The sequence below is a fragment of the Paenibacillus sp. KS1 genome (assembly GCF_001680695.1).
GTDB lineage: Bacteria > Bacillota > Bacilli > Paenibacillales > Paenibacillaceae > Paenibacillus_B > Paenibacillus_B suaedae.
Map to the genome: position 1 here is coordinate 1 of NZ_MAIS01000006.1, position 26,334 is coordinate 26,334.

At 45.0% G+C, this 26,334-nt stretch carries 35 protein-coding genes and 1 pseudogene; 2 read left to right on the forward strand and 34 right to left on the reverse strand.

The genetic code is table 11. The features are described 5' to 3' along the window. From BBG47_RS03385 to BBG47_RS03465, 17 genes and pseudogenes are all read right to left on the reverse strand, one after another. Positions 1-363, reverse strand: a pseudogene (locus BBG47_RS03385) (M3 family oligoendopeptidase); the annotation flags it as partial. Positions 364-477: 114 nt separating this feature from the next. After that, positions 478-993 carry a hypothetical protein gene (locus BBG47_RS03390; protein WP_065290522.1) on the reverse strand — a complete coding sequence of 172 codons (516 nt, stop codon included), beginning with the start codon at positions 991-993 and terminating at the stop codon, positions 478-480. Between the two features lie 13 nt (positions 994-1,006). After that, the gene (locus tag BBG47_RS03395; RefSeq protein WP_065290523.1) at positions 1,007-1,504 is read right to left on the reverse strand and encodes a Tim44 domain-containing protein; all 498 of its coding nucleotides are present in this window, start codon (positions 1,502-1,504) and stop codon (positions 1,007-1,009) included. 290 nt (positions 1,505-1,794) lie between these two features. Continuing rightward, on the reverse strand, positions 1,795-2,337 hold the full coding sequence (locus tag BBG47_RS03400) for a hypothetical protein (RefSeq protein WP_028531535.1): 543 nt from the start codon (positions 2,335-2,337) through the stop codon (positions 1,795-1,797). A gap of 252 nt (positions 2,338-2,589) precedes the next feature. Beyond that, positions 2,590-3,309 (reverse strand): alpha/beta fold hydrolase, encoded by a 720-nt coding sequence (locus tag BBG47_RS03405; protein ID WP_065290524.1) that lies wholly within the window; start codon positions 3,307-3,309, stop codon positions 2,590-2,592. 60 nt (positions 3,310-3,369) lie between these two features. Continuing rightward, positions 3,370-3,810, reverse strand: coding sequence for a GNAT family N-acetyltransferase (locus BBG47_RS03410; RefSeq protein WP_065290525.1), 441 nt, complete (start codon positions 3,808-3,810; stop codon positions 3,370-3,372). Between the two features lie 189 nt (positions 3,811-3,999). Then, entirely contained in the window at positions 4,000-4,746 is a 747-nt protein-coding gene (gene map, locus BBG47_RS03415) for a type I methionyl aminopeptidase (protein ID WP_065290526.1), read from the reverse strand. Between the two features lie 216 nt (positions 4,747-4,962). Then, positions 4,963-5,184: a hypothetical protein gene (locus tag BBG47_RS03420; RefSeq protein ID WP_044355742.1), complete on the reverse strand. Its 222-nt coding sequence runs from the start codon at positions 5,182-5,184 to the stop codon at positions 4,963-4,965. An 83-nt stretch (positions 5,185-5,267) separates the two neighbouring features. Beyond that, positions 5,268-5,795, reverse strand: a complete 528-nt coding sequence (locus tag BBG47_RS03425; protein ID WP_065290527.1) for a DUF4269 domain-containing protein — start codon at positions 5,793-5,795, stop codon at positions 5,268-5,270. Between the two features lie 126 nt (positions 5,796-5,921). After that, positions 5,922-6,638, reverse strand: coding sequence for a pentapeptide repeat-containing protein (locus BBG47_RS03430; protein WP_021255091.1), 717 nt, complete (start codon positions 6,636-6,638; stop codon positions 5,922-5,924). A gap of 17 nt (positions 6,639-6,655) precedes the next feature. After that, positions 6,656-6,982 (reverse strand): PadR family transcriptional regulator, encoded by a 327-nt coding sequence (locus BBG47_RS03435; protein ID WP_065290528.1) that lies wholly within the window; start codon positions 6,980-6,982, stop codon positions 6,656-6,658. A gap of 246 nt (positions 6,983-7,228) precedes the next feature. Continuing rightward, positions 7,229-8,944, reverse strand: a complete 1,716-nt coding sequence (locus BBG47_RS03440; RefSeq protein ID WP_065290529.1) for an ABC transporter ATP-binding protein — start codon at positions 8,942-8,944, stop codon at positions 7,229-7,231. Between the two features lie 164 nt (positions 8,945-9,108). Then, a complete protein-coding gene (locus BBG47_RS03445) occupies positions 9,109-9,933 on the reverse strand; it encodes a nucleotidyltransferase domain-containing protein (RefSeq protein ID WP_065290615.1) in 825 nt (274 codons plus the stop codon). Between the two features lie 24 nt (positions 9,934-9,957). Then, positions 9,958-10,152 carry a hypothetical protein gene (locus tag BBG47_RS03450; RefSeq protein ID WP_065290530.1) on the reverse strand — a complete coding sequence of 65 codons (195 nt, stop codon included), beginning with the start codon at positions 10,150-10,152 and terminating at the stop codon, positions 9,958-9,960. A 170-nt stretch (positions 10,153-10,322) separates the two neighbouring features. After that, positions 10,323-10,745, reverse strand: a complete 423-nt coding sequence (gene fosB / locus BBG47_RS03455; protein ID WP_065290531.1) for a metallothiol transferase FosB — start codon at positions 10,743-10,745, stop codon at positions 10,323-10,325. Between the two features lie 118 nt (positions 10,746-10,863). After that, the gene (locus BBG47_RS03460) at positions 10,864-11,841 is read right to left on the reverse strand and encodes a GNAT family N-acetyltransferase (protein WP_251484557.1); all 978 of its coding nucleotides are present in this window, start codon (positions 11,839-11,841) and stop codon (positions 10,864-10,866) included. 26 nt (positions 11,842-11,867) lie between these two features. Then, complete coding sequence (locus BBG47_RS03465) at positions 11,868-12,425, reverse strand: GNAT family N-acetyltransferase (protein WP_065290617.1); 558 nt, start codon at positions 12,423-12,425, stop codon at positions 11,868-11,870. Between the two features lie 300 nt (positions 12,426-12,725). Between BBG47_RS03465 and aac(2')-IIb the strand changes: the two genes are divergently transcribed. After that, on the forward strand, positions 12,726-13,475 hold the full coding sequence (gene aac(2')-IIb, locus BBG47_RS03470; protein ID WP_368072431.1) for a kasugamycin N-acetyltransferase AAC(2')-IIb: 750 nt from the start codon (positions 12,726-12,728) through the stop codon (positions 13,473-13,475). A gap of 80 nt (positions 13,476-13,555) precedes the next feature. Here aac(2')-IIb and BBG47_RS03475 read toward each other — a convergent pair whose 3' ends face one another. Next, complete coding sequence (locus tag BBG47_RS03475) at positions 13,556-14,494, reverse strand: DMT family transporter (protein WP_065290532.1); 939 nt, start codon at positions 14,492-14,494, stop codon at positions 13,556-13,558. Between the two features lie 136 nt (positions 14,495-14,630). On the opposite strand from BBG47_RS03475, the gene BBG47_RS03480 reads away from it, so the two are divergent. Further along, a complete protein-coding gene (locus tag BBG47_RS03480) occupies positions 14,631-15,992 on the forward strand; it encodes an aminotransferase-like domain-containing protein (RefSeq protein ID WP_065290533.1) in 1,362 nt (453 codons plus the stop codon). Positions 15,993-16,092: 100 nt separating this feature from the next. Here the strand turns inward: BBG47_RS03480 and BBG47_RS03485 are convergent, their stop codons facing one another. From BBG47_RS03485 to BBG47_RS03555, 16 genes are all read right to left on the reverse strand, one after another. Next, entirely contained in the window at positions 16,093-16,512 is a 420-nt protein-coding gene (locus BBG47_RS03485; protein ID WP_083189060.1) for a VOC family protein, read from the reverse strand. Positions 16,513-16,759: 247 nt separating this feature from the next. Further along, entirely contained in the window at positions 16,760-17,305 is a 546-nt protein-coding gene (locus BBG47_RS03490) for an NUDIX hydrolase (protein ID WP_065290534.1), read from the reverse strand. A gap of 202 nt (positions 17,306-17,507) precedes the next feature. Next, positions 17,508-18,026: a DUF6886 family protein gene (locus BBG47_RS03495; protein ID WP_065290535.1), complete on the reverse strand. Its 519-nt coding sequence runs from the start codon at positions 18,024-18,026 to the stop codon at positions 17,508-17,510. A 136-nt stretch (positions 18,027-18,162) separates the two neighbouring features. Then, a complete protein-coding gene (locus tag BBG47_RS03500) occupies positions 18,163-18,807 on the reverse strand; it encodes an HAD-IA family hydrolase (RefSeq protein ID WP_368072430.1) in 645 nt (214 codons plus the stop codon). A 55-nt stretch (positions 18,808-18,862) separates the two neighbouring features. Beyond that, positions 18,863-19,402: a hypothetical protein gene (locus BBG47_RS03505; protein ID WP_065290537.1), complete on the reverse strand. Its 540-nt coding sequence runs from the start codon at positions 19,400-19,402 to the stop codon at positions 18,863-18,865. Positions 19,403-19,436: 34 nt separating this feature from the next. Beyond that, on the reverse strand, positions 19,437-19,892 hold the full coding sequence (locus tag BBG47_RS03510) for an NUDIX hydrolase (protein ID WP_028531548.1): 456 nt from the start codon (positions 19,890-19,892) through the stop codon (positions 19,437-19,439). Between the two features lie 160 nt (positions 19,893-20,052). Further along, the gene (locus tag BBG47_RS03515; RefSeq protein ID WP_065290538.1) at positions 20,053-20,607 is read right to left on the reverse strand and encodes a GNAT family N-acetyltransferase; all 555 of its coding nucleotides are present in this window, start codon (positions 20,605-20,607) and stop codon (positions 20,053-20,055) included. 44 nt (positions 20,608-20,651) lie between these two features. Then, a complete protein-coding gene (locus BBG47_RS29800; protein WP_175400473.1) occupies positions 20,652-20,795 on the reverse strand; it encodes a hypothetical protein in 144 nt (47 codons plus the stop codon). 42 nt (positions 20,796-20,837) lie between these two features. Continuing rightward, positions 20,838-21,860 carry an alpha/beta fold hydrolase gene (locus BBG47_RS03520; RefSeq protein ID WP_065290539.1) on the reverse strand — a complete coding sequence of 341 codons (1,023 nt, stop codon included), beginning with the start codon at positions 21,858-21,860 and terminating at the stop codon, positions 20,838-20,840. A gap of 194 nt (positions 21,861-22,054) precedes the next feature. Further along, positions 22,055-22,258, reverse strand: a complete 204-nt coding sequence (locus BBG47_RS03525; protein ID WP_028531552.1) for a DUF4177 domain-containing protein — start codon at positions 22,256-22,258, stop codon at positions 22,055-22,057. A gap of 57 nt (positions 22,259-22,315) precedes the next feature. Next, entirely contained in the window at positions 22,316-22,894 is a 579-nt protein-coding gene (locus BBG47_RS03530) for a GNAT family N-acetyltransferase (protein WP_065290540.1), read from the reverse strand. A 166-nt stretch (positions 22,895-23,060) separates the two neighbouring features. Beyond that, a complete protein-coding gene (locus tag BBG47_RS03535) occupies positions 23,061-23,324 on the reverse strand; it encodes a hypothetical protein (protein WP_254659734.1) in 264 nt (87 codons plus the stop codon). 41 nt (positions 23,325-23,365) lie between these two features. Beyond that, positions 23,366-23,566: a DUF6199 family natural product biosynthesis protein gene (locus BBG47_RS03540; RefSeq protein ID WP_065290542.1), complete on the reverse strand. Its 201-nt coding sequence runs from the start codon at positions 23,564-23,566 to the stop codon at positions 23,366-23,368. 44 nt (positions 23,567-23,610) lie between these two features. Further along, entirely contained in the window at positions 23,611-24,249 is a 639-nt protein-coding gene (locus tag BBG47_RS03545; RefSeq protein ID WP_044356417.1) for a histidine phosphatase family protein, read from the reverse strand. 182 nt (positions 24,250-24,431) lie between these two features. Next, positions 24,432-24,905 carry an Rrf2 family transcriptional regulator gene (locus tag BBG47_RS03550; RefSeq protein ID WP_065290543.1) on the reverse strand — a complete coding sequence of 158 codons (474 nt, stop codon included), beginning with the start codon at positions 24,903-24,905 and terminating at the stop codon, positions 24,432-24,434. A 161-nt stretch (positions 24,906-25,066) separates the two neighbouring features. Further along, positions 25,067-26,185, reverse strand: a complete 1,119-nt coding sequence (locus tag BBG47_RS03555; RefSeq protein WP_175400474.1) for a M24 family metallopeptidase — start codon at positions 26,183-26,185, stop codon at positions 25,067-25,069. Between the last annotated feature and the right edge of the window lie 149 nt (positions 26,186-26,334).

Genomic DNA, 26,334 nt, shown 5'->3' on the forward strand with positions numbered 1-26,334 from the left:
CTTGAGCATTTTCTCAGCCAACTGGAACAGTTGAACGCCCCACTTCGCCTCGAGCTCCGCTCTATACTTCGAATTCACTAGCGCCCGGTAATAGTCAGTTATGTATTCTTGGATAACGGGACCTACTTCATCCATGTACTCTTGTTCTGCTTTGTAGAATTCATCATTTGTATCGATCGAATGGCGAATGGATACCAGTTGCGCTTGCGTATCAAATTCACTGCGAAGCTTGTTGATGTCTGACATGATGCGATCTTGCTGTTCGAAGCTTTCCGCAGCTTCAAAGGAACTGATCAATTGTTTAACTTGCTGCTCAATTAACTTCGCATCAGGTCGGACATATGTGTAATCGCTAAATTTCATCTCATATGCACCCTCTCTATTAGATACTCCATAGATTATTATAACGGAAATGTTGTAAAAAATAACTATTTAAAAGTAAGGGAGTGTGCATATGCGCCTAATAATTTTTGATAATTACGTTACAAGCTCAACAAATTCTTCTACGTTATGCTGAATATAATGATGGATGTGTTCAAGCGTCGCTGGTGCTTGCTTCTTGTACGCTTCATAAAGGTGAGATACCTTGCCGTAGAGTTCCTCATTTTGTTCCAAATCAGCAACGATCGCTTCGCGCCAAGATCGGTCTGGCTTGCGATTGTATGACTCCACTAACGCTTCTACTTGGTCATACAAGCGCAGCATGCCTTCATCCTCAAATTGCCGCATGCCCTTCTTCAAGGCCTGCCACGCCCGTAGATCACCTACAAAATAAGAGGCAAACCAATAAAACTCATCGATAGATTCCGTATGCTTATGAAACACAAAAAACATAAACAGCGCCTTTTGACCTTCGGTCAACTTAGCATACACCTGTGACTTCTCAATAGGGTCCTTGCCCTTGATTCGCTCAATAATAGGCTCAATCATCTTCCAGCCCAGCGAGTCTTGTGCAATCGAACGATATACGTCCGTTTGCATTTTAATAATCATGACAATCAACCTCCTAGTTGTACTTGCTCATTAATGGCTCCCCATCCCGATCACTCAATATGAACAATCCCCCATCCTGGATTGCAAAATCCATCTGACCTGCCGGCACTTCGATCACTTCAATCAGCTCTCCCTGTGCATCACGCAGCTGCATGGTCATGGAATACGTAAATGACATTGACTTCACCGTCTTAGGTTCAGCCTCAGTCTCAGATTGTTCTTGTAGCTGAAATGAAGTCACTTCGATATTGCATTGCTGTTTCTTGGCTGTACCTAACGCAATGGCCAGAGTTCGGTTTCGATACAGTTGGTTATATGTCTCTCGGGTCAGGAAAGGCTTAATCCTCTCGTATCTCCCGAGGAGCTGATCCACATGTCCTGTAATTTGCGTATAATCAGGTACATCGTATTGTGCTTGCTTAAATGCTTCGGCCAACTTCGTGTACTGCTGCAATTCTGTTGACGAGCAGCCGATTGTGGACAACATGACACAAAAACACAATACAGTCATCCATATGATCCTCATCCTGAAATTCATACCTCCAACTCACAAAACGAGGAATAACTACTACCTGCACGATGAACCAATCCATCGAAGACATCCGATGAACTTGGAAGATCAAGAATAGTTGGAGCACTGTCATGCACATATAAAAATGGAAAAATCACATGTTGTGGGCAAAAATATCATTTCGTGTGTAAAGAAAGAACGAGTTGTTTGTTGTGGAAGTCTGAGGTGTGCTTCTTCACCTTTGCTTGCCTGTAGAGCGCATCATAGGGCAACAAAGACAAGTTATTCTTCTATTGAGAACCATGTTCCGCTACTTCCTGCTTGTTACGGAGGGAATGAATGAGAAGTGCAATGAAGTAACTGAACACAATCGTGAAAATAATCCCTAATAAATACGTGAATAGATTGAAGAAAGCAGAATTCATATACGGAGTGAGCAAATAATCCAATAAGGAATTGTCCGAAACATCATCAGGTACGCCCTCTCTCATAAACACAAAGCGCTGTACCAGTCCTAATCCAATCGATATTCCAATGAGGAAAATGAGAAAACCGCTGTTGGACTTCTTATTACTCAACCGATTCATATAAACGAATCCTGATGCAGTACCAATGAGGGACAGCAACAAGAGGTAGAACGGAAGAAATAGGAGGATTGCAATCAATCCTATGTTGCCATTGCCTGATGTTCTGCCCGTTGAATGATAATGAATGGTCATCATATCAATGAGTTCAAGTTCGAGGAGCGTGACGACGAATAGGCATACAAAAACACCAAGCATAATCTTCTGCTGCTTGGAGCCGGAGATGACCGCATTCCAAAAGTTTGACATCCGTACACCACCAGAGATTTATAATATATGCCATATTGTACCATTTATTTGCTATGCAGATCAACACCTCAATTATGCCTAATCGGTGAACTTTATTAGCCACCTTCCCAACAATTGTAGACTTATTCCCAATATAAAAAAGAGAAGGAACAGTGCACTCCTTCTCCCTGTATTATCTTTAATTTTCAACTTTTTAGCTCGACCTCAGATCCGATTATAAAAGTTGTAAAAGTTCCCGAGCCCTGCCCTTGCTCACTTGTCACACTGATTCAAAAAGTCTCGAATCGTCTCATACAATCCTTGTTCTTCCGTCATTCTAATTCCATGCCCAGAGTGAGCGAAGGGCCGCACCGTCAGATCCGCGCACATCAACTTGTAACGTTTCAGATCTTCTTCCGTAATCATTGAATCATCCAGCATACCATGCATAACTAGAACAGGCTGTGGAAGCATAATTTCAAGAGCAGCATATTCAGAATCACGATGAATTCCGATAATCGCTTCCTGCCGAATGTGCAGTAAGCGTTCATGCGGAATGATGTATTCATGTAAGTATTCTTCGGCCCACGCTTCGCTCATGGCCCGATGCTCAGGCGGATAATCATCAAGCAGCAGACTGCGTATATGCGGCTTTTCTGCTCTCGCATACCCCAACGCATAGGATACTCCTCTTGAGTGGCTGTACATGTGATATTGAATCAATCCAGCGGTCTGTACAACCTTCTCGATATCGGCCACATGCTCCTCCAAGCCATATCCAGTGAGCGGTGTGTCACTATGTCCTCGTCCACGGAACGACAATGCCACACATCTTCGTGGAAGCAAGAATTCCATAAGTGCTTCAAATTCCTCCGCGGTCTCGGACAATCCCGGGCAAATAAGCAATGGGGTAATAGACAGATCTGCTTCATCCAACGTATCCAGAACATGTATGCCTACACCATCGCTGCTGTTCGTCCGATACGATTTCATCGACATCCCCCTTTAATTGCGAAGTCGTTGCAAGATCTCTTCCTTCTCTTGCGTCATTGCTTAATTCAATGGCTTAATAAAGCCATATGCCGCATCCTTCGTAAATCCAAGCTTCTCATAAAATTGATGCGCATCCGTTCTCCACGCACTTGATAAAAGAACGACACTATGACAGTCGCTTTCTATGGCAATTTTCTCAATCGCATCTACGAGGAGTTGTCCAATGCCTTTTCGATGATAGCTTTTGCTGACGATCATATTTTCCAGCACCATGAACGAGCGACATTGACCTGTTAAGTCATAGCAGCGAATCCCCATTACGGAGCCGACAAGCTTGCCGGAATCATCTACTGCACCTATGAATGTATAGTCCGGGTTCGATTGCAGCGCAGTAAATCGTTCTCTTAGCCTTTCAATGTTCGTCTCACTGTCATCGAGCTCCGTATATAACTCCGCCAACTCATCAAGTTGAGTTCGTGCAACTGTCTGTATATGTATCATGATTGATCCCCCTTTTCGCGATAGACAGATATATCCATTCTATAATCACTCTGACAAATCCTTCAACATATAAATTAACCGGGATACAAAAAGAGAAAGCGCCCTCTAAATGGGATGATCTCCACCAGAGGGCGCTTGCACATGCTCACATACATGACGCGTGTAACAACTGCTCGCAGCTGTTTCCACTTATAAGGTTGTCAGAATGACTGGGCCATCCTTCGTAATCGCAATCGTATGCTCATATTGCGCCGACAAACCGCCGTCAGCTGTACGTGCAGTCCAACCGTCGCTGTCGAGCTTCACATGGTAGCGGCCCGTATTCAGCATCGGTTCGATCGTAATGACCATGCCTTCCTTCAAGCGAATGCCGCGATTTGGAGAACCATAGTGCGGTACTTGCGGCTCCTCATGCATATCCTTGCCTATACCATGGCCGATGAAGTCTCTTACTACCGAGAATCCATTTGCTTCTGCATAGGATTGAATCGCATGTCCGACATCTCCGAGTCGATTGCCTGGAACCGCCTGCTCGATGCCGAGATACAAGCATTTCTCCGTAACGGTGAGCAATTTGTCTGCCTGCTCCGATACTTCACCGACACGGTAGCTCCACGCTGAATCAGACAGAGCGCCATTCAAATTTACGACCATATCAATGGTTACGATGTCGCCATCCTTCAATGGCTCTTTGTTCGGGAACCCGTGACAGATCACATCATTCACAGATGCGCATGTCGCAAACGGAAAGCCGTGATATCCCTTCTGTTCAGGCGTTGCACCATGCTTATGCAAATAGCGCTCCACGAACTGATCGATCTCATGTGTGGTCACGCCAGGCTTAATCATACCTGCGAGCTCTTGATGCACCTGCGCAAGCAGTCTCCCCGATTCGCGCATTGCATCGATTTCTTGCTGACTTTTCAAAATAATCATATTTCTACACCTCAATAGCTGCGTAATGACGTAATATATCTTATTGTACACCAAAACACATTGCTACCCGGTCATTTATCACAAAAAAATTCATTTTGGCATCAATTGGTGTCTTTTTGCAGTCTTTCCACTCCACTGTAACATGCTGCAAAATCGCATTTCTTAGCCTTATACAACATGGGAGGGTTGGTAGATAATCCTCCCCATATGAGCTTCCTACTCTTCTGGCTGCAAACTCTCAATGGCCGTAAAAAATACATCCATTAATTCCATTTCGAAGTTGTGCTGCACATAATCCGTAATTTCATGAAGTTCCTGTTCGGATTTGAATTCAAGCACAGGACGTCCTTCGCATTTCAAGACGGTACAGCTATACTTCTCTTTGACCTGCTCGATGATATAATCTTGACTGACTGGTGCAACTGATTTTCCACTCATGCTGTGACTTGCCCCCCTATTATCTTTGCCAAATGTTACATATGTATCATTTCTAGCAATCAGCAGCATGATTGTCTATGAAGTTAATCACAATCGATTCGAAGTAATTGTTCATAGGGATCGCCATCAAGCTGAAGAAGCAGTGCGAAGGCAGGCTCGGTCTTCATACCCCGCTGTTTCAAGCTGATCACTTCCTTGCGGAACGATTCACCATATTTGCGAAGCAGACAATCTTCAATTTCCATATGCCGAAATCCATTCTGAGATACCGAAGCGATAGGCTGACCGAAGATTTCAACAGGCCATTTCCCACAGCGAAAATTTACCTTTATTCGCTCTATCCCATCAGCCGTTCGACGTACGAGATCAAATTCATCGTAATAGCCAAAATGCTCGCGTACAAGCCGCTCAAATGCAGTGAAATCATGTACCTCGCAAGCAATGTCCAAATCACTTCCAGGAATATGGATGGAGATGGGCAGCGTACCGATAAGTACTGGTGTGTACGGCTCTAGAATCTCCATAATCCGATGCTCTTGAAGCAAATGATACACGTCGACTTGATCTGCACTGCCATAGAGCAAATAGTCAGTGGTAAGCCACTTTTTCAAGAATGCCCCTCCTTCCTTCCATTACGAGACTTCGGGCTATAACAAAAACTTACCCGCTGCCTAATGGCCCGCAGGTAAGTTCACATTATGAATTCTTTATTTTTTACGTAGCACGCACCAAGCTTCTTAGCGCACCGTTACATTGGACAAATCAGCCTTATAGCTCTTCAGCAGCGCATAAGTCAGCTTATCCATCGTCGCCCCGTCGAAAATCGTCTTCTTCACATCTGTCTTAAATGAAACATTGTTGAATACCGCATTGCGGAATGTTGTCTTTCGCAATCCAGCGTAATCAAACACAACCCCATTGAATGTTAAGTTGTCGAAGCTGACGCCAGAGAAATCTGAGGACTTGAACGTGGTATTCTCGAAAATACAATCTGTGAAAATCGCTTTTCTCGCGCTTGACTTCACTATTTGCGCACCTGACAAATTTGCCCCTGTAAAGTTGACCTGATCCAAGCTGCTGCACTTGAAAGAACTGTTCGTTAAATCCGAATAGCTGAAATCCGATCCTTTCAAATTGCTGTAATTGAACTGTCCATCATGCACAGAAGTCGATTTGAAATCAGAGTTTTCCAAGTTGCTTTTCGAAAAGTCCATCCCCACCTTCTGCTGCAGCTGTACCGTTTGCGAATTAATGCTCTCAATGAGTTCAGAAATCTCACCAATCGATTCAATCGTTAGAAGATAGGCTGCCTCGTCATCATAGCCCTCCTTCTTCAAATCGCTCAGCTTCTCCTGTAAATCATACAGCAGTTCTTCCTTCAGTTCCTGGATCTGCTTCAAATCTTCATATGGGGAAAAGACGCTGTCCAAGTATCGTCTTAGTCGCTCATTCATCGCATATTCCACCTTTCTTATATCAAAATATCTAATATTTTCTTCGCATATTCCCAATTCTGCTTATTGTCTGCATACGTGACGCGCCCTTTGTCCGTAATGCGGTAATACTTCCGTCTACCGCCATGCGTCTCGTCGCCCCAATAGGAAGTAATGTTTCCTTCTGATTCCAGCCGCTTCAGACTGGAATACATTGTGGCTTCCTTCAGCTCGTATTGCCCGTCTGATCCACCGTGCACCAGCTTGCATATTTCATAACCGTATTTATCTCCGCTCATCAGCAGCTTCAAAATAATTGTATCCGTATGGCCGCGCAGCAAATCGGAAGACAGCTTCGCATTCATGCAAGGATCACCTCCTCAATAACAATATAGATCAAAGTACTATGACAGTCAAGGTACTATTATGATCATTGCAAATTGTCCTCACACAACCACCTGCTGGAAGTGCTCAAGTACCCTAATCGAACAAAACAAAAAGCCTGATTCGAAACGCAATCATGCGTGAATCAGGCTTCAAAATCCAATTCATTTTATCATACAAATAAACAAGTATGGTCAGCAATGCTGGTCAGCACATAAAATTAGATGCTATTCTCTGAATTGCGCCTTGTGCAGTCGGCTATACACGCCGCCTACGGCAAGCAGTTCGTCATGACCACCCTGTTCTACAATTCCCTTATCGGTTACAACTACGATACGATCGGCATTCTTAATCGTTGCCAAGCGATGAGCGATTACTAGTGTTGTCCGTCCCTCCGACAATTCCGCTAGAGACTGCTGGATAGCTGCTTCCGTCTCCGTATCAAGTGCAGATGTTGCTTCGTCCAAGATAAGGATTGGCGGATTCTTCAAGAACATACGCGCAATGGCGAGGCGCTGCTTCTGACCTCCCGACAGCTTCACCCCACGCTCGCCAATTACTGTGTTCATGCCGTCCGGCTGATCACGAATGAAGTCATCCAACCGCGCGCGCCGTGCTGCTTCCCAAATATCCTTATCGGAGGCTCCAAGACGCCCATATGAGATATTCTCACGAATGGTTCCAGCGAACAAGAAGACGTCCTGCTGCACGATGCCAATCTGCTTGCGCAGCGATTGCAGCTTCAAATCGCGAATATCGACGCCATCTACCGTAATACTGCCTTCAAGTACGTCGTAGAATCTCGGCAGTAAACTGCAGAGCGTCGTCTTGCCAGAGCCCGACGGCCCTACGAAGGCAACCGTCTCGCCGGCGTTGATGGCAACGTTAATGCCGCGCAGAACAGGACGATCCTGTTCGTAACCGAACGTAACATCTTGGAACCGAATATTGCCGCGCAGCATGCCCACATCTACTGCATCCGGCTTATCCTTCACGTCAGGCTCGGTGTCGATAATCTCTACATAGCGCTTGAATCCTGCGATTCCTTTCGGATAACTCTCGATCACGGTATTAATCTTCTGGATCGGGCCGAGGAATACGTTCGTCAGCAAAATAAACGCCAAAAACTCTCCGTAAGATAATTCCTTCTGAATGACAAACCATGTACCGCACAGCAGTACAAATACGGTTACAATACGCATCAAAATATAACTGATTGACGTATTCCACGCCATGATGCGATAAGATAACAGCTTCGTCTTGCGGAAGCGGCCGTTGTTCTCTGCGAACAACTCCTTCTCATGTGTCTCGTTAGCAAAGGCTTGAACAACGCGGATGCCGCCAATGCTGTCTTCTACGCGAGCATTGAAATCAGCAAGGTCTGTCATCATTCTCCGAAATGTCCCCATCATCTTCTTATTGAAATAGATCGTGATGGAACATAGTAACGGAACAACGACGAACGTCAACACGGCCAGCTTCCAGTTCAACCCTAGCATAAGACCAAATGCGCCGAGCAGTGTCATCACCGCAATGAATAAATCTTCCGGCCCATGGTGGGCTACCTCTCCGATTTCAAGGAGGTCATTTGACATGCGGGACATCAGCTGCCCTGTCTTATTGTTATCGAAAAAACGAAATGACAGCTTCTGCAGGTGCTCGAACATTTTCTTGCGCATATCTGTCTCAATGTTAATGCCGAGCATATGCCCCCAGTACGTGACGACAAAATGCAGCACCATATTAATCAAATAGATCACGAGCAGGCCAATGCAAGCCCATACGATCCACGTCCAGTTCCCCGTTGGCAGCAGCTTGTCCACAACCTGGTTCACTGCCAGCGGGAACCCGAGCTCAAGTAATGCGACGAATACCGCACAGGTAAAGTCTAAGAAGAACAGCCCCATGTAAGGACGGTAATAGGAGAAAAACCTTCGCAGCAATCGATTCCCTCATTTCTCTATGTCAGTATAATCATAATCAACAATCTATGTCATTATATAGCATTGATAATGATTATCATAGAGAAAAATAAAAAAGACTCGAGTTCACTCCTCCGTGACCCCGAATCTTCAGAAATACATCGATATTATAATTGCGTTACCAATCAAATTACACTGCTAGGCTCATTATCGAACAAATGGTTGCACTCATTCATCAAATAAGTCATATACGCCAAGGCATCCCGCTTCCTCTCCCACTTCGAAGCATAGAGAGACTCCCCGATGCCTCGTCTTTCGTTGATCGATTCTTGCAGAATCTTATGCCACCGCGCAGGAACTATGCTCAATGCATATTCCCCCGCTCCAGCCTTACTCACAATCGCTCTTTCACGGAACGTATACCACTGTCTGGTTACACCAAGTACCCCCCACGCAATTTGAGCACGATTGAGCAGCAGGAAGGAATGAATAGACAAGAACGGTGTTGACCTTTGTATCCAATTCGCCCAATAGGTGTTCAAATTCTCATGCATGTCAGACAAGAACAAGTTCATATCTAAGGGAATATCCAATTCAGCCACAGGCGGCCCAACAATTGCTAGGCCGTGATGCTTCATTTCATACCAGGTCACAGGATTGAGCTCGAAATAACCTGCTCGGTTCATCTTCCCATCACAATAATAGGGAAACGACGCAATTTCATGAGGCAACTTGCTTATATCCTCCCAAGTCAAGTAGATCCCGTTCATATTAGGCTTTGGAGCAAACCGCCTTACTTTCGCATGAATAATAGCCATTTGTCTGATCTCATCTGCATTCAGTCGTTCACGAGTGATCGCAATGAAGTCAATATCGCTTAATGATAACGAATAATCCCCTAACGCAATTGAGCCATAGACATACAAACCCTCTAGCCAATCCTGCTTATATTCGTCAATTAACTTGATATATCGATTCAGAATAGTTTCAATCTCAGGTTGTATATTCACCAATGCTGTACGCTCCCTTGTATGTTACAAACTGCTCGGATACACAAACATCGCGATGATAACCAATACGATAAGCAAACTAGCAATAAATACACCATAGCGGACACCACGTAGATGTTCCGTCTCCTTGTCGTAGTGCTCTCCTCGGCGAAATATGCCATAATATAACCCCAACATCAATTCAAGCACCATCTTCATAAAGCTCTTCAGCGTTCGCATGGGTAAAAAAACACTCCCTATCTAATCAGATAATGATCATTACCTCTTCTGACTAGTCTTGATGCAGCGCTTATTTCCTTTATGACATTCTCAATATAGGCGACATCCTTCTCTTTTAGCGAGCAACCGAAATAATCTCTCTAAATAGTATTAGTTGAATATGGATTCATTCATTCCAAAAAAGTCATATGCGGCATCGTGTCCTTGTAATAATCCAAGCGATCCGCCAATTGACCGGAGTGGAATTCAAATCGGTGTCCGTCTGGGTCTGTGAAATAGATCGACCGCTTATCCCGCTCATCGCGCTCTCTTCCAGGCAGTATTCGGGCACCGTATTGGACAAGCTTCGTCTTTATCTCATCAATATCATGTTCGCTTACGGTAAAAGCAATGTGGGTATAGGTAGGGTGAATCTCATCGCGTGGTACGTCTTGCTCTTCATTTAACGCAATCCATAATCCATGTAAATCGAAGTATGCCAGCTTGCGCCCCTTCACGACTAATTTCGCCTCAAGAATATGCTCATAAAATGCAATCGAGCGCTCCAAATCAGAAACAGAGAAGCATAGATGGTTCAATCCCTGCACCTTCATGTCTATTTCTCGCCACCTTTGTTAGTATTCATCGTTCATCCCGGAAATGTGTGATCATGCAAAAATGCACAGGAGGCGAATCTAGCGATTCGCCTACCCTGTTAGGAGTTGCTGACAGTTATGTACGATTGCTATCTAATCGATCAGTTTGTGCTGGAATATACATGCGCTGAACCTCTATTGGCCCAGGCATAAAACCAAGATTGTAGTATACCGATTCCGCTGTATTCCCCTGCATCACATACAGTCTTAGAACAGGATAGTGCCCTTTCAAATTAGATAATGCCGTTTGAAGCATTCTTGTAGCAATCCCCTGCCCCGAATAGGAAGGATGCACGGCAATATTATAAATAGCTGGGTAGCTTCCTTGCATGGACACGAGACATGCGCCTACCACTTCATTCGTATGACTATCGACAACGATCGTCGAGGCGTTCCTTACCAAGTCATTCGTGTAAGACACATATTCGCGGATATCCTCTTGATAGAATTGCATATCCGTCTGCTGTCTGCGAATGGCATCTATCGAACCTGCACCGGCAAAACTTCGATATAAGAGCCTCGCAATGTCATTCTCGTTCCGCAGTTGATTGATGCCATCCTGCTGGATCATTTCTGTAGTCTCCACAACAAAGCAATCTTCCCACGTGATTACAAAAGCTTCGGTTGGCCGCTGCATCCAGCGGCATCTGAATGCTGATGGCCAGAAGCCAGCCCTACCTAGCAGCTCAACCTGATCTGGCAGTACCTCGAATATAATAATATCCTTGCTTAGATCAGACCAGTTGATTAGCGCTTCCTTCAATAATAGCACGATGCGCCGTTCATCTCTGAATGGCGGGATGAAGAAGAGTGTAAACATGACATTGGGTGCTATCACTACCCCACCAATGAGAGCTTCGCCTTCATAAATCCAGAAGGGATCACGCCATCCTTCATACTCATATCCTTGATCCTTGAAAAAACCGTTATATTCTGCATTATAATAAACAGAGCTGTATATGCCCCATTCGATCTTATCAGCCTTCAGCAGGTATACCCGTTCCGATAACGCATAGCGCTGCTGCTCAGGCTCCCATGGTGGGATCATTGCCATATGCATCACCTTTCAGCTGTTTTAGGTCAGTTCCCATCATGCTGTATCTGCTCATATTCGTCCTTCAACACGCTCATCACGATAACATCCGTGTACTTTCCGTCCTTGAACATCTTCTGGCGGAGTCTCCCTTCCTCCTTGAAGCCACAGCTGATATAACAACGATGCGCCCGCTCATTTAATGCATACACCTCCAGCTCCAGCCGGTTCAAATTCAAGGAGTGGAATACAAACTTCTGCATCAGCCGAATCGCTTCTCTGCCATAACCGGCACCCAGCATATCTTTGCGGCCGATCACGATGCCAAGTACGGCGGAGCGATTTTTCCAGTCAATTTGATGCAAATCGATTTGACCGATATAATCCAACGATTGCCGATCAGCGATGACGAAGCCTTTCGATTTAGACGAACTGTCAATCATCATTTCTAGGAAGGCTTCCGTATCTTGTTCCGCATGCGGATACAAAAAAATATCACTCAGTGTATTCGTTATCTCCTCATCATTTGCCCATTTCCGAATCCATTCCAAATCTTCTCTGCGATATTCGCGTAATGTGATGCGGTTTCCATGTAAATATGGCATCATCAGCACCGTCCTCTCTTGAAATTATTAGCTATTTCCTACCATTTTTTTGCTATCATAACAATCAAGACCTAATCCATCAAGGTAATTTTCATTACAAGCTATTCTTTACTTCGTACCACCTGTATACAGACTGCCATATCCACTCTTTGAAAACATCACACTAGGGTGCAACACTTCGATGGCTGCGTACTGCATTAGCATTATGCAAGACTTTTCCTTAGAATCACGATGCAACAGGAAGCAGAGGTACACGTAGAGGAATAATTAGGGTATGATGAAATAAATAACAACTTGGGGGTGCTACTCATTCAAACGGAAAAAGAAAATCCAGAAGCAAGTCTGCTATCTTCTAATAAGCTTATGAACATGCACGCTGAAGCCCTCTTTACGCATGATGACAAGATGCGGCTTCGATCGATTAACGAGCCGTGGCCTGGTGAGCGTCCAGCTCCCCGCTTTTTCTTAGGACGAACCATGGATGGCAAGACGATATGGAGATTACGCCATGATGTTCCAATCTCGGTAGTCGAACAACTGGAGTCATTAATTAAAGTTGAACCCGCAATTCGTGATATTCATGCAATACCGAAGCACTATGAATCCTATATGAGCCTCCTGCATGCTGAACAATTCACAATGGGGCCTTGTTACTATGTACCTGATACCAGCTTGGCGGATGCGAGTTCGGAGAAGCCAGTAACGATCACGAAAGAAAATATAACAAAATGGGATTACAGCGGTTTCGAGTGGCTGGTCTCAGAAATCGAGTATGCACAGCCTTGCGTCGCAATCGTTCACCATGAGCAGATTGTATCGCTATGCCGGAGTGTTCGTATTTCTTGTCATGCCCATGAGGCTGGGCTAGAAACGCTTCACGACTTTCGTGGTAGAGGGTACGCAGCTCACGTAGTTGCAAGCTGGGCTCAAGCGGTTCGCAGGATCGGAGCCATCCCGTTATACAGCACGTTCTGTGACAACTTCTCTTCACAGCGTGTCGCCGCAAAAGCTAATTTTCCAATATACGGAGTCAACTTCACTATCAGATAGCACCTATCTATAGCAGGTAAAAAAAAGCACCGAGGTTCGGTGCTTTTGGCTTTTCTTACACACTTCACAAATTCCCTATCTCACGCCTGCTTCTTCATGTTGCTTGTACGTTGACGTTGACGAAGCGGGATATTGACGCCCAACACGCCGATTATGATGAGCCCAGCTCCAACGATATGATAGTACTGCAAGCTTTCGTTCAAGATCATGACACCTGCTCCCATCGTCACAACCGTCCCTAATTGCGTAAATACGCTTACCTTCACTGCCTCTAGCTTCGATAATGCATAGTTCGTCAAGTATGCGGTCATCAGAGAAGACAACACGCCCAAGTAGAGAATGGAGACTACGAACATCGGATCGAACAGCGGCTGCATCACTTTCCATGTCGTTCCTTGGGCAATATGCTGGAAGATCGCCATCGCATTAAAGAGCACGAATCCGAAGCAGGTCATAATAAAGGTTACATCCATCACTCCATATTTGCGTGTTCTCTTGCGTGCAGCAACGTTGTATCCCGCTAAGGAGAGAACAGACAGGAAGACGAGCAAGATACCTGATAAACTTGTATTTCCAACGTTAACGCCTTTCATCGCAAAGATATAAATTAGTCCTGAAACCGATAAAAGCAGAGCAATTTTCTGCTGCCATGTGGAATGTTCCTTGAGCCAATACGATGCGAATATCATCGTGAATATCGGTACAGCCGCCTGAATAATCCCAGCCTCCGAAGCAGATACGGTGACGAGCCCGAAGGTTTGAAAGGCAAAAAACAATCCGGGATAAAGAACCGCCAGCGGGACAATCGTCGCAACATCCTTCCATCGCAGGTTCAGCTTTACTCTTCCGAACAGAATCAAGATCATGATAGCCGCAAAGGATGCCGTAAATCGATAGGCAAGCATGTCTAGCGAGTTTACGCTTTGCAGCGCTATTTTTACAAAAACAAAGGAAAATCCAATAATCAGTGTATTTAGGATAGCGGCGATATACGCTTTTTTTACAGCTGAATGATTCATGATCTCTTCCTCTCTTCCTTGCTTGCAAGCAATTGGTTACTGAAGGCCCTACAACCATGTTAATTGCTGCAGCACTATGCTACAATCAAGAAAATTAGCATCTGTACCGGTACAGATTCGAGGTGAATGGAGAACGATGTATAAATTCGAGCAGGTCATTCAGAATTTGGAGCGCAATCTGGAGAAGCACACCTTGAACGACGGGGATAAACTTCCTTCCATTCGCGAGCTTGCCATTCAATATGGAGTCAATAAGAGCACGATCATTCGGGCACTGCATGATTTGGAAGAAAGACATCTCATCTATTCGGTGGCGAAGAGCGGCTATTACGTTGTTCGGACACGAAATCAAGCAGATTACAAGAAGCAGGAGATCATCGATTTTGTCTCCGCCGCGCCTGACCCTGGCGTGTTCCCATACTTGGATTTCCAGCACTGCATCAATAAAGCGATCGATACCTACAAAAATGATCTATTCATCTATGGGACCTCTCAAGGGCTGCCATCTCTACTTGCACTCATGCAGCGGCATCTCGCCAATTATCAGGTGTTTACACAGCTGTCCAACATCTTCATTGTATCAGGGGTGCAGCAAGCCCTCTCCATACTTTGTACCATGCCTTTTCCGAACCAAAAAAGGATGATTCTTATTGAACAGCCTTGTTATCATCTGCTGGTCGAACATCTGCAAACGCATCAACTTCCTGTAATGGGCATTCGCCGAACGGAGCAAGGCATCGATATGGACGAACTAGAACGAATATTCCGTACGGAGGACATTAAGTTTTTTTATACGATACCAAGATTCCATAATCCGCTTGGATCTTCCTACCGTACCGAAGAAAGGAAGCGAATCGCTGCCCTCGCACGCAAATACGACGTCTATATCGTCGAGGATGATTATTTGGCCGATTTGGAACACAATCCGAAGTCCGATCCACTATATGCGTACGATCAATCTGGGCATGTCATTTACTTGAAGAGCTACTCGAAGATTATTTTTCCAGGGCTCCGCATTGGGGTGGCTGTGATTCCAGATGTACTAATCCAGACGTTCAATCGGTATAAACGAACACAGGATATTGACAGTTCCATGCTATCGCAGGGAGCGCTCGAAATCTACTTAAAGAGCGGCATGTTCGAGCATCATCGCGAGAAAATACGCACCTCGTATGCCAGAAGGTCGCAGCTCATGCAGGCAGTATTGCGTGATATCTCCCTTCAGCAGCATGAACATTTCGCAATCCCAAGCGCTTCATCCCATCTAACGGTGCATACCCATCTGGAACTGCATGACAGACTGCCTGTGCAGCGGCTTATTTCGGATGCACAAAAGAAATCGATTCATCTCGAATCGATCGACAAGCATTACTTAGCTTCGTTCCCGGCAAGCAATTTGTTGAAAATCAATGTGACGAATGTGCCTGAGGATCGCATCGAGCATGGGCTGCGTCAGCTCATAGAGATAGTGAGCACTATTCAGTTCAACAAAGGATAGCCTGAACCAAGAGCCCCTACGAAGCGAAAAGGAGCGGCTCTCCTTAAGGTCAATTACTGACCACTCAAGAGACCGCTCCTCTTTCTCATGCAAATGCAAATTATGTATTCGCCAGATTCAATTGCCACGATACACCGAACTTGTCCTGTACCCAAGCAAATTTGGCGCTCCAAGACGAGGCTTCAAGCGGCATCAGCACCTGTCCTTCCTCAGACAGCTCCCGAAATACTCGATCGATTTCTTCTTCCGAATCGCATGTCACGAATAAGGATATAGCCGGCGTGAACTCATGGCGATGCTGCTTGTCCAAGTTATCAATGCACATGAACACCTGTCCTTTCAACGAGAACACGGCGTGCAGCACCTTATCCTTATCGCCTTCGTCCAGATTAGGCATTGCATCTCCATGTCGTACAAGGCTTATCACCTCAGAAGGTTGAAATACGGAAGTATAGTGCTTGATTGCCTCTTCCGCATTGCCGAAGAACATCAGAAACGGATTGATATTCGATGCGTTCACGCAAGTTCATCTCCTTTAGCATTTATCCCCTTCTACTAATATTCTCGACTGCTGTCATACACATACCAAGCATCATGAACGGCATCTTTTAAAAAAACTCGACTGAATGGAACCAGTTCGTAAGACCGATTCTTAAGATAAAAAATATAGCCAATGACACCCTAAATGCAGTGCCTTTTGGCTTTATAATCTCGTAACGCCCCAGCGTTTAGCAGTTAGGTATTAACGATCACATTTCAATTATTGTTTATGTGGAATGGATCATAACAGCATATTTCTCCAAATACGCCCCTCGCTGTACCTCGTCCCATTCCAATGCTGGATCAATCTGAATTGCGATCATGTCCAGCAGCTCCCCTTTTTCAAATATGCAGTGATAATCGTAGCAGTACATATCGCTTCTCATGCCCTGAAGAACTTGGGGCATATTAGAGGCGACTCCTTGATTATGAACATCCATAATCCAATCTACTCGTTTCCAATCCAAGATGCCCTCGTCTGTCTTAATCGGCGTATTGTATGTATAGCTCTCTTCTAACCTTGCTGCGTACAAATACATACCGCCAAACCTCGTCCCGTCCACCATCCAACTGACGATACCCTTGAATGTCAAATCCGTGGGCGTTATTCCCGTTTCTTCTATCAATTCACGTTCCATCGATTCACGAGGAGACTCCTCTGCTTTCAGCTTGCCGCCGATGCCATTCCAGCACCCCATCCAGCTCGGTTTCTCCCGATTAAGCAGCAGAACCTCGTTCCCGCGTTGAATATAACAGATATTGTAGATTAGCATATGATGTCTCTCCTGATGTTTCATAATGACTTCAGTTATCGTATCAAATATAAAGCTAATTAGCGACAGTGGCATGCGATAAAGGATAGCAGTACGCCCGTTAGTAAATAACCCTCTTCCTCTGAGACATCCCGTCAAAGAGGTTGATGATCGAGTTCTCCCTACTTGAAATGACTAATGTCTCAGTGCCACATCCTGCACTTTATTCAGCTGCTAATGGCTTGGCATGATGAAATCGAATAATCGAAAAAGCATCAATCGTAGATCCGAGCACTGCGTCGCAAATAGGGTGCAGGTTCGGAGTAAATCGCAATTCTACACCGGCTTGTACGATGTGCTGAATGAGATCGGTCATCGGCTCAATCAGAATGGGCTTCACCGTTTGTTGCGAAATATAGTACCCAGCATTCGCATCTAGTAACTGAAAAGTGGAATCTTCAAACGTATATTTATAGATCGTTGTATTGCTTATCTGCTCGAGCCAGTCATTCTCAACCACTATTATTTTGTTTGCCACTGTGTGACCAAAGAATCTCGCTTCATCTTCCGTACTCATCATGTCCGATTTTGCATAAATGACCCTTGGACAATCTCGGGGCAAATAATAGTGAACCGCATTCTCCTCATTTATTGCCCATACTGCCGGCGGAATATGCGATTGTTTTGCTGGACGCGGTATAAATGTGGAAATGGTTGAATCTTCACTAAAATGGTATAGCATCGCTGATCTCCTTCACATATTCTTGTTGTCTTGTACTGTCTTGTACTGTCTTGAATCTCATGTCTCCTCTATCATTCAAATCATATCTACTGTCTACCATGATATGATTTCTCCAAATCAGTTTCCAGCTACAATTCTACAAATATATTTTGAGATCCAACAGATCTCGAATCATCGCATCCGCCTCTGCAGGTATCTCATAATACTTATCTTCCTTCTTGATTGCAGTCATTCCAATTGCACGGCTTGCCCTCACGTCATTGTCCGGATGATCGCCGACGTAAATCGCTTCTTCTGCTCGAACAGACAGTTTATACAATGCACGATGGAAGATAGCTGGATCTGGCTTGCGTAGCCCTTCCCACTCGGAAATCAAGATACAGTCAAAATAGGCTTCAATGCCAAGACCCTGCACATTCGCATACTGAAATTGACCATATCCATTCGATAGCAACCCAAGCTTCAAGCCTTGCTGCTTGATGAGGTCCAGTACCTCCAGCAAATTCGGAAAGCCTATGCAGTGTCGGTGGAAATTCGTGATGTAATCCTCAAGTAATTCCTCCCACGACATGTCCAACCCACATTCCTGAATCATCTGCCGGTAAACTGCATCCTTCCATACATAACCCCGGCAATCCAACTCGACAAATCGATTCACGAAGGCCTGCTTATCGATCTTCTGCAAGCCTCTGAATCTCACATATTGATCCTCAAGAAAAGATAGCAATGAGCTCTCTCGATCCAATAACGTACCATCCAAATCGAAGATAACAGCCTTCACACCGACACCTCCTGACTCGTACATCAGCACATTATTAACAACAACTATCACTCACTTATGAGAATGTGGTATGATCTTTCACTTCAAGCTCAATTATTTCAACATGCTCCTCACCATAACTATCTGACCAACGCAATTTGACATAACTGCCAGCGAAGTCATCCTTCGTCATGCTCCGCTCGAACTCAGTAGGCTCGCTTTGAGTGGAGCCCAAGTGATCCAATTCCGATAATAGTTGCACACTGCCGTTCGTAGCTAGCATTCCACTCGTAAGAACTCCCTCTTCGCGTTCCCCATGCTTCTCGTAATATTCAATATAGAACGATGAGGAATCCTTAATTTCCTTGGTGTCACCCAAGTAAGTCAATGATGCAGATCCTCTTCGTATCGAATTCGATGTTCGCATCACCTGATAATGACGAAGCTTCCAGTGCTCTGACTGCCCTCTTAACTCGAACACATCCAACGCAGGCTGCACAACTGTCTCATTTTCTTTCTCTTTCTCTTTCTCTGTCATAAGGCATCCTATCGTGATCAAGTTTGTAATAAGCAAGATAAGCGCTATCCCCCATGCTACTTTAGAATGACGCATCATGCTCAACCTCCTTGCTTCCGATTGTCATCTTCAATTACCACTTCTGAATATATCCCGCCTTGCGCAAATACTTCTCATTGAATGGATTCAACTCTGGAATCGGTTCATCAAGAGCGAAATACTTCACTTCCAAACCCTCATGATCATTCACGACAGGTGTTCCCGTTACATCCAAAGCTTCATACACAGCAATTACATTATAGACTTCATCACCGTGCGGGTATTGGAAGTACATATCCGATCCAGACAACAGTGTAACAAATTTCATTCCTCCTGCACGAAGTCCCGTTTCCTCATAAAGCTCGCGATGCGCCGCTTCCTCCATCGATTCCCCTAATTCCATTGCGCCGCCTATCGTTCCCCAATCCAGAGTATCCGCCCGCTTTTGAAGCAATAAGTGGCCTGCTTCATTAAATACGAGTACACAGGCACCTACTAAAAGCAATGGCTTCGTACCTACAACTTTCCGCAATTCCGATATATATCCCATTTCTTTCATATCTCCTTTATGAACGCTGTGTTGTTAGGCAGAATGCTGAATATGAATATTAACCCCAAAATTAGGCATAATCATTATCCTAAAAACAGGAACCGATGTACATACAAAAAAAGCCATGCTTCCTTCGTTAAGATAAGCTGGCTGTTCTGGTCTACTTTGCATTTATGTAGTAGATGAGATGATCTGTCCACGCGTCATTTTCATATATAAATCCTTTTCGAATACACTCAAACTTCATTCCAACCCCTTCTGCACATTTGATTGAAGGAGTATTATCAAGGTTAATATGCGCCTCAATGCGATGATAATTAAGTTTTTCAAACGCAAAAGTAATTGCTGCAGCTACAGCCTCTTTTCCATACCCCCTTCTCCAGTATTGATTATGAATCATATAACCTAATCTGGCCCATTGAAAATCATCCCGCAATAGCGTAGAAAAGTCGATGGCCCCTACATGGGCGTTGTCTTCTTTTCGAAAGATGCCGAAAAAATATAGTTTATCTTCGACAGCCAATCTTCGATGATTGTCTATCTCGAGTTGAAACCATTCTTCGGTGTATCTGCTCATCTCAACGGTGCCTTCATCATATTTGTGCTGTGCAGGCATCCTATTTTCATATCCAGCTAGCCATGCGAAGTAGTCTTCTCCCTCAAGCGGTCTAATCACAAGCCGTTCAGACTGTATACGGTAAGAGCACTTGTTCAACCAAACACCTCATCTTCAACTGAGATTTATTATGATAAAGATCGCTATTTCTCCACACCATACAGATAAAGATGCATATCTCCGATCTGATATGGCTTGACGAATTCTTTTATAACAGCCATCCCTAGATCCCATAATCCAAAGCCATACATCTGCCGCAATTGCAGCCGCTCTGATTCTAGTATCATCTCTGCCTCACCTTAATGCTTCATTAGGATGCAATAACGAACCTACGCCCTTATTGCGATTTCGATCAGTTCCTGTTCAATACGACGAGCATCATCAAGATGGAACATATGAGCGGATTTATCCATCCAGATCAACCGTTTGCCAGCAGGGGCCTCCAACTTCGCGCAAAACGTTTCTACAAACTGCCCATGCACATGAACATCATGTCTGCCGTGTATAAATGTAACTGGTATATCAAGCCTTGTTAATTTGTGTTCCAGTTGAATTTCGGCAAATTCCTCGACCATGCGCTGCGTATAAGTCGTTCGGAATCCATTGATCGTGTTTATCACATCTCGCAGCGTATAATCTGGTGAGCGGAGCAACATGCTTATAGCAGCCTTCATTCCTGGGGATTTCGTATCCTCATCCTCATACACCATGGAGTTGAATCTGCCCATCCATTTGCGAAGCGTACCCCACTGCTCCACACTATCCACATATGGGGGATCACCACATCGAAGCAGTTCGTCTCGCGCTTTTTTCATACCTCTTGCATCCGCCTGTCGCAGTGTCCATTCCAAACAGAGCTTGTCGTTTTCAGCCCAATTTATAATCTGTGAAATACCGATATACGCATGAATCTGCTCCGGAATTTCGGCTGCCAGCCGCAGCCCAATGATTGATCCCCAAGAATGGCCAACAAGCGTGACCTTTTCACATCGATAGGTGTTCCTTACATAATGGATGAGTTCCTGTGCATCGTCTACAAATTGCTGCACATGAAATGATGCCCGAGGCGTACCGCTGGAGTAGGTTTTGCCTGAACCACGCTGATCCCACATAACGAGTGTATAATGTTCCATAAGTTGCTTGGTCGTAGTAGCGATAACGTAATCCCTTCCACGACAAGATACACCTGGCAACGGCAGACCAGGACCACCATGAAGCATAAGCAGGATAGGAAGACCTTCTCTTATCGATTGAACCAATATGTATTGTTCAATTCCACCGATCTGAACCTTCTCAATCTTATTGATGCCAGTATGAGGAATGTTGAACTCTCGTTTAGCTAACCATTTCATAGAGCTCCCCCTTGCAATCAGTGCGTCCCACGCAAACGGTACCAATAGCGATATGCCTCTTTGTACTGAAGCTTCTGATAGAGGTGCAAGGCAGGCGCATTGTTCTGTACGACGAGAATATAGCTGCGAGATGCCCCTAAGCCCAGTCGAGGTTTTATGAGAATCCAGGACTGGGCCAACTTTCAATATGTACCTTACAAATAGACTTTTCGCTTGAATACAGCAATGATATCTCTGGACTGACCATGGGTGGTGCTCGTGTCGAAGCAGGACACTAACTCCCATCCTTCGTAGCCGGCTTCATTCAGCATTTGCTCGAAGCCATCTTCATCGACCTTGCCGCCCAGAAATCCTCCTGTCTTATATTTGATCGTACGATATTCCCACTTCGTATCCAACTTATCATCTCCTACGATAGCCAAAATAACTGTTCTCGTAAATTATATCACGATACTTCAGACAGATGATGACGCTCCTGCTGAAACGCCATGTCTCTCCCGAAATTCTCGCGCTAGTATACTCATCATAATAGAGTCGTGATATTCATGATTGTAGTAAAGTGCTTCTCTCTGAATCCCCTCTTGTACAAACCCAATCTTCTCGTAGGCTCGGACTGCCCTTGCATTGTATGAAAATACAACCAATTCAATTCGATTGAGGTTCAGCATACCGAAGCCGTAATCCAACATAAGAATCATTGCTTCCGAACCGTACCCTTGCCCGCAGTCCTCTTCAGCGAATATCGCGATACGAATATGACCGCTCCGATTCGATGGATCCATATCCATAATCGCAATTTCTCCAATCGGCCGATCATCCTCCTGCAGCGCGATAACGAACTGTGCCCGTTCACGGTCAGATGCAATTGTATCCAAATAGTTTCGCAGTACTTCTCTGGAAAACAACTTTTTCGTACCCGTCAATCGGTTAGACTCCTGTTGGAGTAATGCCTCATAGTACCAATCTATGTCGTCACCAGTAAATGGACGTAAGTATATTCTTTTTCCTGCTATCCCTTTGCGTGAATTGCTCATTTTACGTCACCCTCTTCAGTATATTTGGAAAAGAAAAATAGTTATGTAGCCGTGTTCTTTGCTTTTCGAACTTCCAGTTCATTTTCGACCCTTTGCCGCAGCGCCTTTTCATTCAGCCCTTGCTGCACAAATTGAAACCGCGTGCCTATTCTCCGCTGTACACGGTCTATGACTTGCCCAGAATGATAGGCTGTATGTCGATGGCCTGATCGAAGCGGGTATCAGGGTTCGAGAGCCGCTTCGTATTGCGGTCGACGTGCGCGATGATATGCAGCACAATGCTGCCAATACAATTTTCACCCTCTGACTCCTGATCCCACAGCATTTCAGGTGAAATGCATTGAAGACATGACAACAGCTTTACTTGATAGTGGGAAACCAGTCGATGTTTGGATATCAACAGAAACTCATCTAACTGTACATCATTCACTTGCACCTATCTCCGCCCCCATTTCCAGCTTCAAGAGCCAATTAAGCAATCATCCTGTAGATCAATATCCCCAGGCCTACGACCATAATGATAGCCCCGCCGATCTTGGTAAGCATGATGTAGTCATCACTGGGCCCGGAGTCTCCATCTACGGCCCACCCATGCTTCATCTCCCATCCGAATTCAGGAAAGAAGAAGCTGACAGCTCCTGCAATAATAATAAGAACAGCGAGAAAAGTCATAAGCAGCACGTCCTCCGCTTCACTTATTTGCCTTCATTTCGACCTTACTCTTGGAAAGAAGCCTGATAGTGACTTGTATCTCCATGCTGAACAATTACAGCTTGTGGTTCACCAGCAATAATCTCTACCTGACTGAGACTAGTTGGCTGAATGTGTGGCGGCTCCCAGAGTTGATCTGGAAGTCTGTGCTCAAAGTAAGCCATCAGCGTCTTCACGACAACCGTATGTGTCACGATCAGAATCGACTTGCCTTCGTTGTCTGCAATCATGGACTGTACATACGGCAGCACTCGATGACGAAGCTCTTCGAATGTCTCTCCGTTCACGCTCTTATATTCGGTCGGCTCATACCAAAATGCCTCGAACTGATCTGGATAGGCTCGCTGCAATTCATCTGCAAGCTGTCCTTCCCAGTCTCCCATATGAATTTCCTTCAACGCATCCGTACTAATAATCGGGATATCACGCTCCCCGCGAATGAGCCGTGCCGTCATATCCGTTCTGCCGCTGCTGCTGGCATAGATGCAATCAATCGCTGTATCCTTCATCGCTTCACCCAACCATTGTGCCTGCCTAACCCCAAGCGCCGTCAACGGGGAGTCCATATGCCCCTGCATGCGCCGCTCCACATTCCATTCGGTTTGGCCGTGGCGGACAATATATAATGTCGTCTTCTTGCTCATCGTTATCACTCCTATTCGCGAGCCGTTACTCGTTCGAAATCATTTCTGCACATACAACACAACCCGATCTGAGATACGGATGATCCTGGATCGGGCTTATCACGAGTAAATGCTGTTCCATTATTATACATACGAATTTCGATATTAGAAGTTACAAAATCGAGTATTATCCGATAACCACGCTATGCCCTACGATATGCATTCCAATCGAATTGCTGCAAGTCTTCTACTTGGAACGTTTCTCTAAGCAGTACGCCCAGCGAGTAATGGCCTAATTCCTCTCGATAACGCTGTTCCGCATTGGTGAAGGCTTGGGTCATTATTGTCTCACCGACCGCGACAGCACGCTGATCCGAAAAGATCTGATGAACCAAATCCGTCGTTTTCAAAAATGGCTTGGTGCCCTCTATCGCCTCAAACACATCGAGCAGCCGAATGTCATCCGCATTCTTCGCGAGTTGAAACCCACCGTTCTTTCCCGAGGTCGATGTAATCAGTTTTTTCACGACCAGCATTCTCATAATCTTTTTCAAAAAAGACGGCGACACATCCAGTCGATCGCTGATCGTATCGCTCGTGACTGCATCTCCATGATGCTGAGTAGCCAGCATCACCAAAATGCAAATCGCCTGCTCTACCCCACTTTTTATTTGCATCCTTATCTCCTTCTACTTGCTGTTTCCGAAATATAATTGCACCAGCCATGTGCGTCTCTACTTCCATTATAGATATTTTCCAATCCGACACAAATAAAAAAGAGCATGGTGTACCTGCTGAGTACCCATGCTTCGCATTCCTCTATCCGAAATTATCAATGTTAGAATATGAGTTCATCCAATTCGATCGGAGCCCGCGTCAGCAATTCATAACCATCCTTCGTTATGAGAACCGTATCAGAATGCCGGAAGCCTCCAACGCCTTCCACATAGATCCCTGGTTCAATCGAAATCACCATATTTTCTGTAAGCACCTCATCGCTGCCTTCCGCCACAAATGGCGCTTCATGATTGCTTAACCCAATCCCATGCCCCGTTCGATGCAGCAAATTGCCGATAAGTCCATATTGCGCTAAGTAATTCCGCGCTGCCAAATCAACTTCCTTCGCGTTAACGCCCGGCTTCAATACGCCCAGCGCCGCTTTGCGGGCATTCATCATATATTGGAATAATTCGGTTTCTTCTTTCGTCGGATTTCCTAAGAAGAAGGTGCGCTCGCATTCCGAGGCATACCCATTAATTCGGTAATAGGTCATCGCCACATTCGGGCCATCCCCAACCTTTTTGTATATATCCGGCACCCCATGCGGCATGGCACTCTCAGGAGCTGGCCAGACGACGGCTAACAGGTTCGTGTTCAAGGGATCCAACTGCTTGGTCTTAATCAGCTCTACCTGCGGAATTTGAGTCAGGGCGGACATTTCGAGTACCATCGTTTCTCTCGACGCCTTCTTGAAAATGTCGAGCATCGTACGATCCGCTATATTTGCACAAAAGCGAATGCGCTTCAATTCGTATTCGCTCTTGATCTGCCGTTCGGCTGCGACGAAGCGACATAGCTCTACATGGCTCTCTTGAATGCGGACATAATGCTCAGCCAGAATGTTCGCCTCTACACCGATGTGCTGGAATTTATGTAATACACTGCTTAGCCGTTCAAACCAATTCTCACCGGCAGGTGATGGATAATCCCAATAAGACACAGTATCTGTGTCCAATATCCCTTTTTGGACATGTGCCTCTTCTAATTTAGGCACGACCAAGGTTGGCTTGCTATCAAGTGAAATGACGATAAAAAATGGCCGTTCTTCGGGACTGTACGTAATATTCGTGTAGTACCAAATATCCTCCTGTGACGATACGACATATGCATCATAGCCCTTCGCTTCCATCTTTGCTTTCAATTTGGCAATACGCGTTTCCAACTCCTGCTTCAACATCCTGATACCACCCTTCCGCATGATGTAATAAAAATTTCGATTTATTCATCTACTTTTTTTATCTATTATGGATTATAATTGTCTACAAATAGTTTTGCAACTGCTCTTTTCATTCAGTAGCAGTCTATAAAGAAAGGTGGCTCCCCATT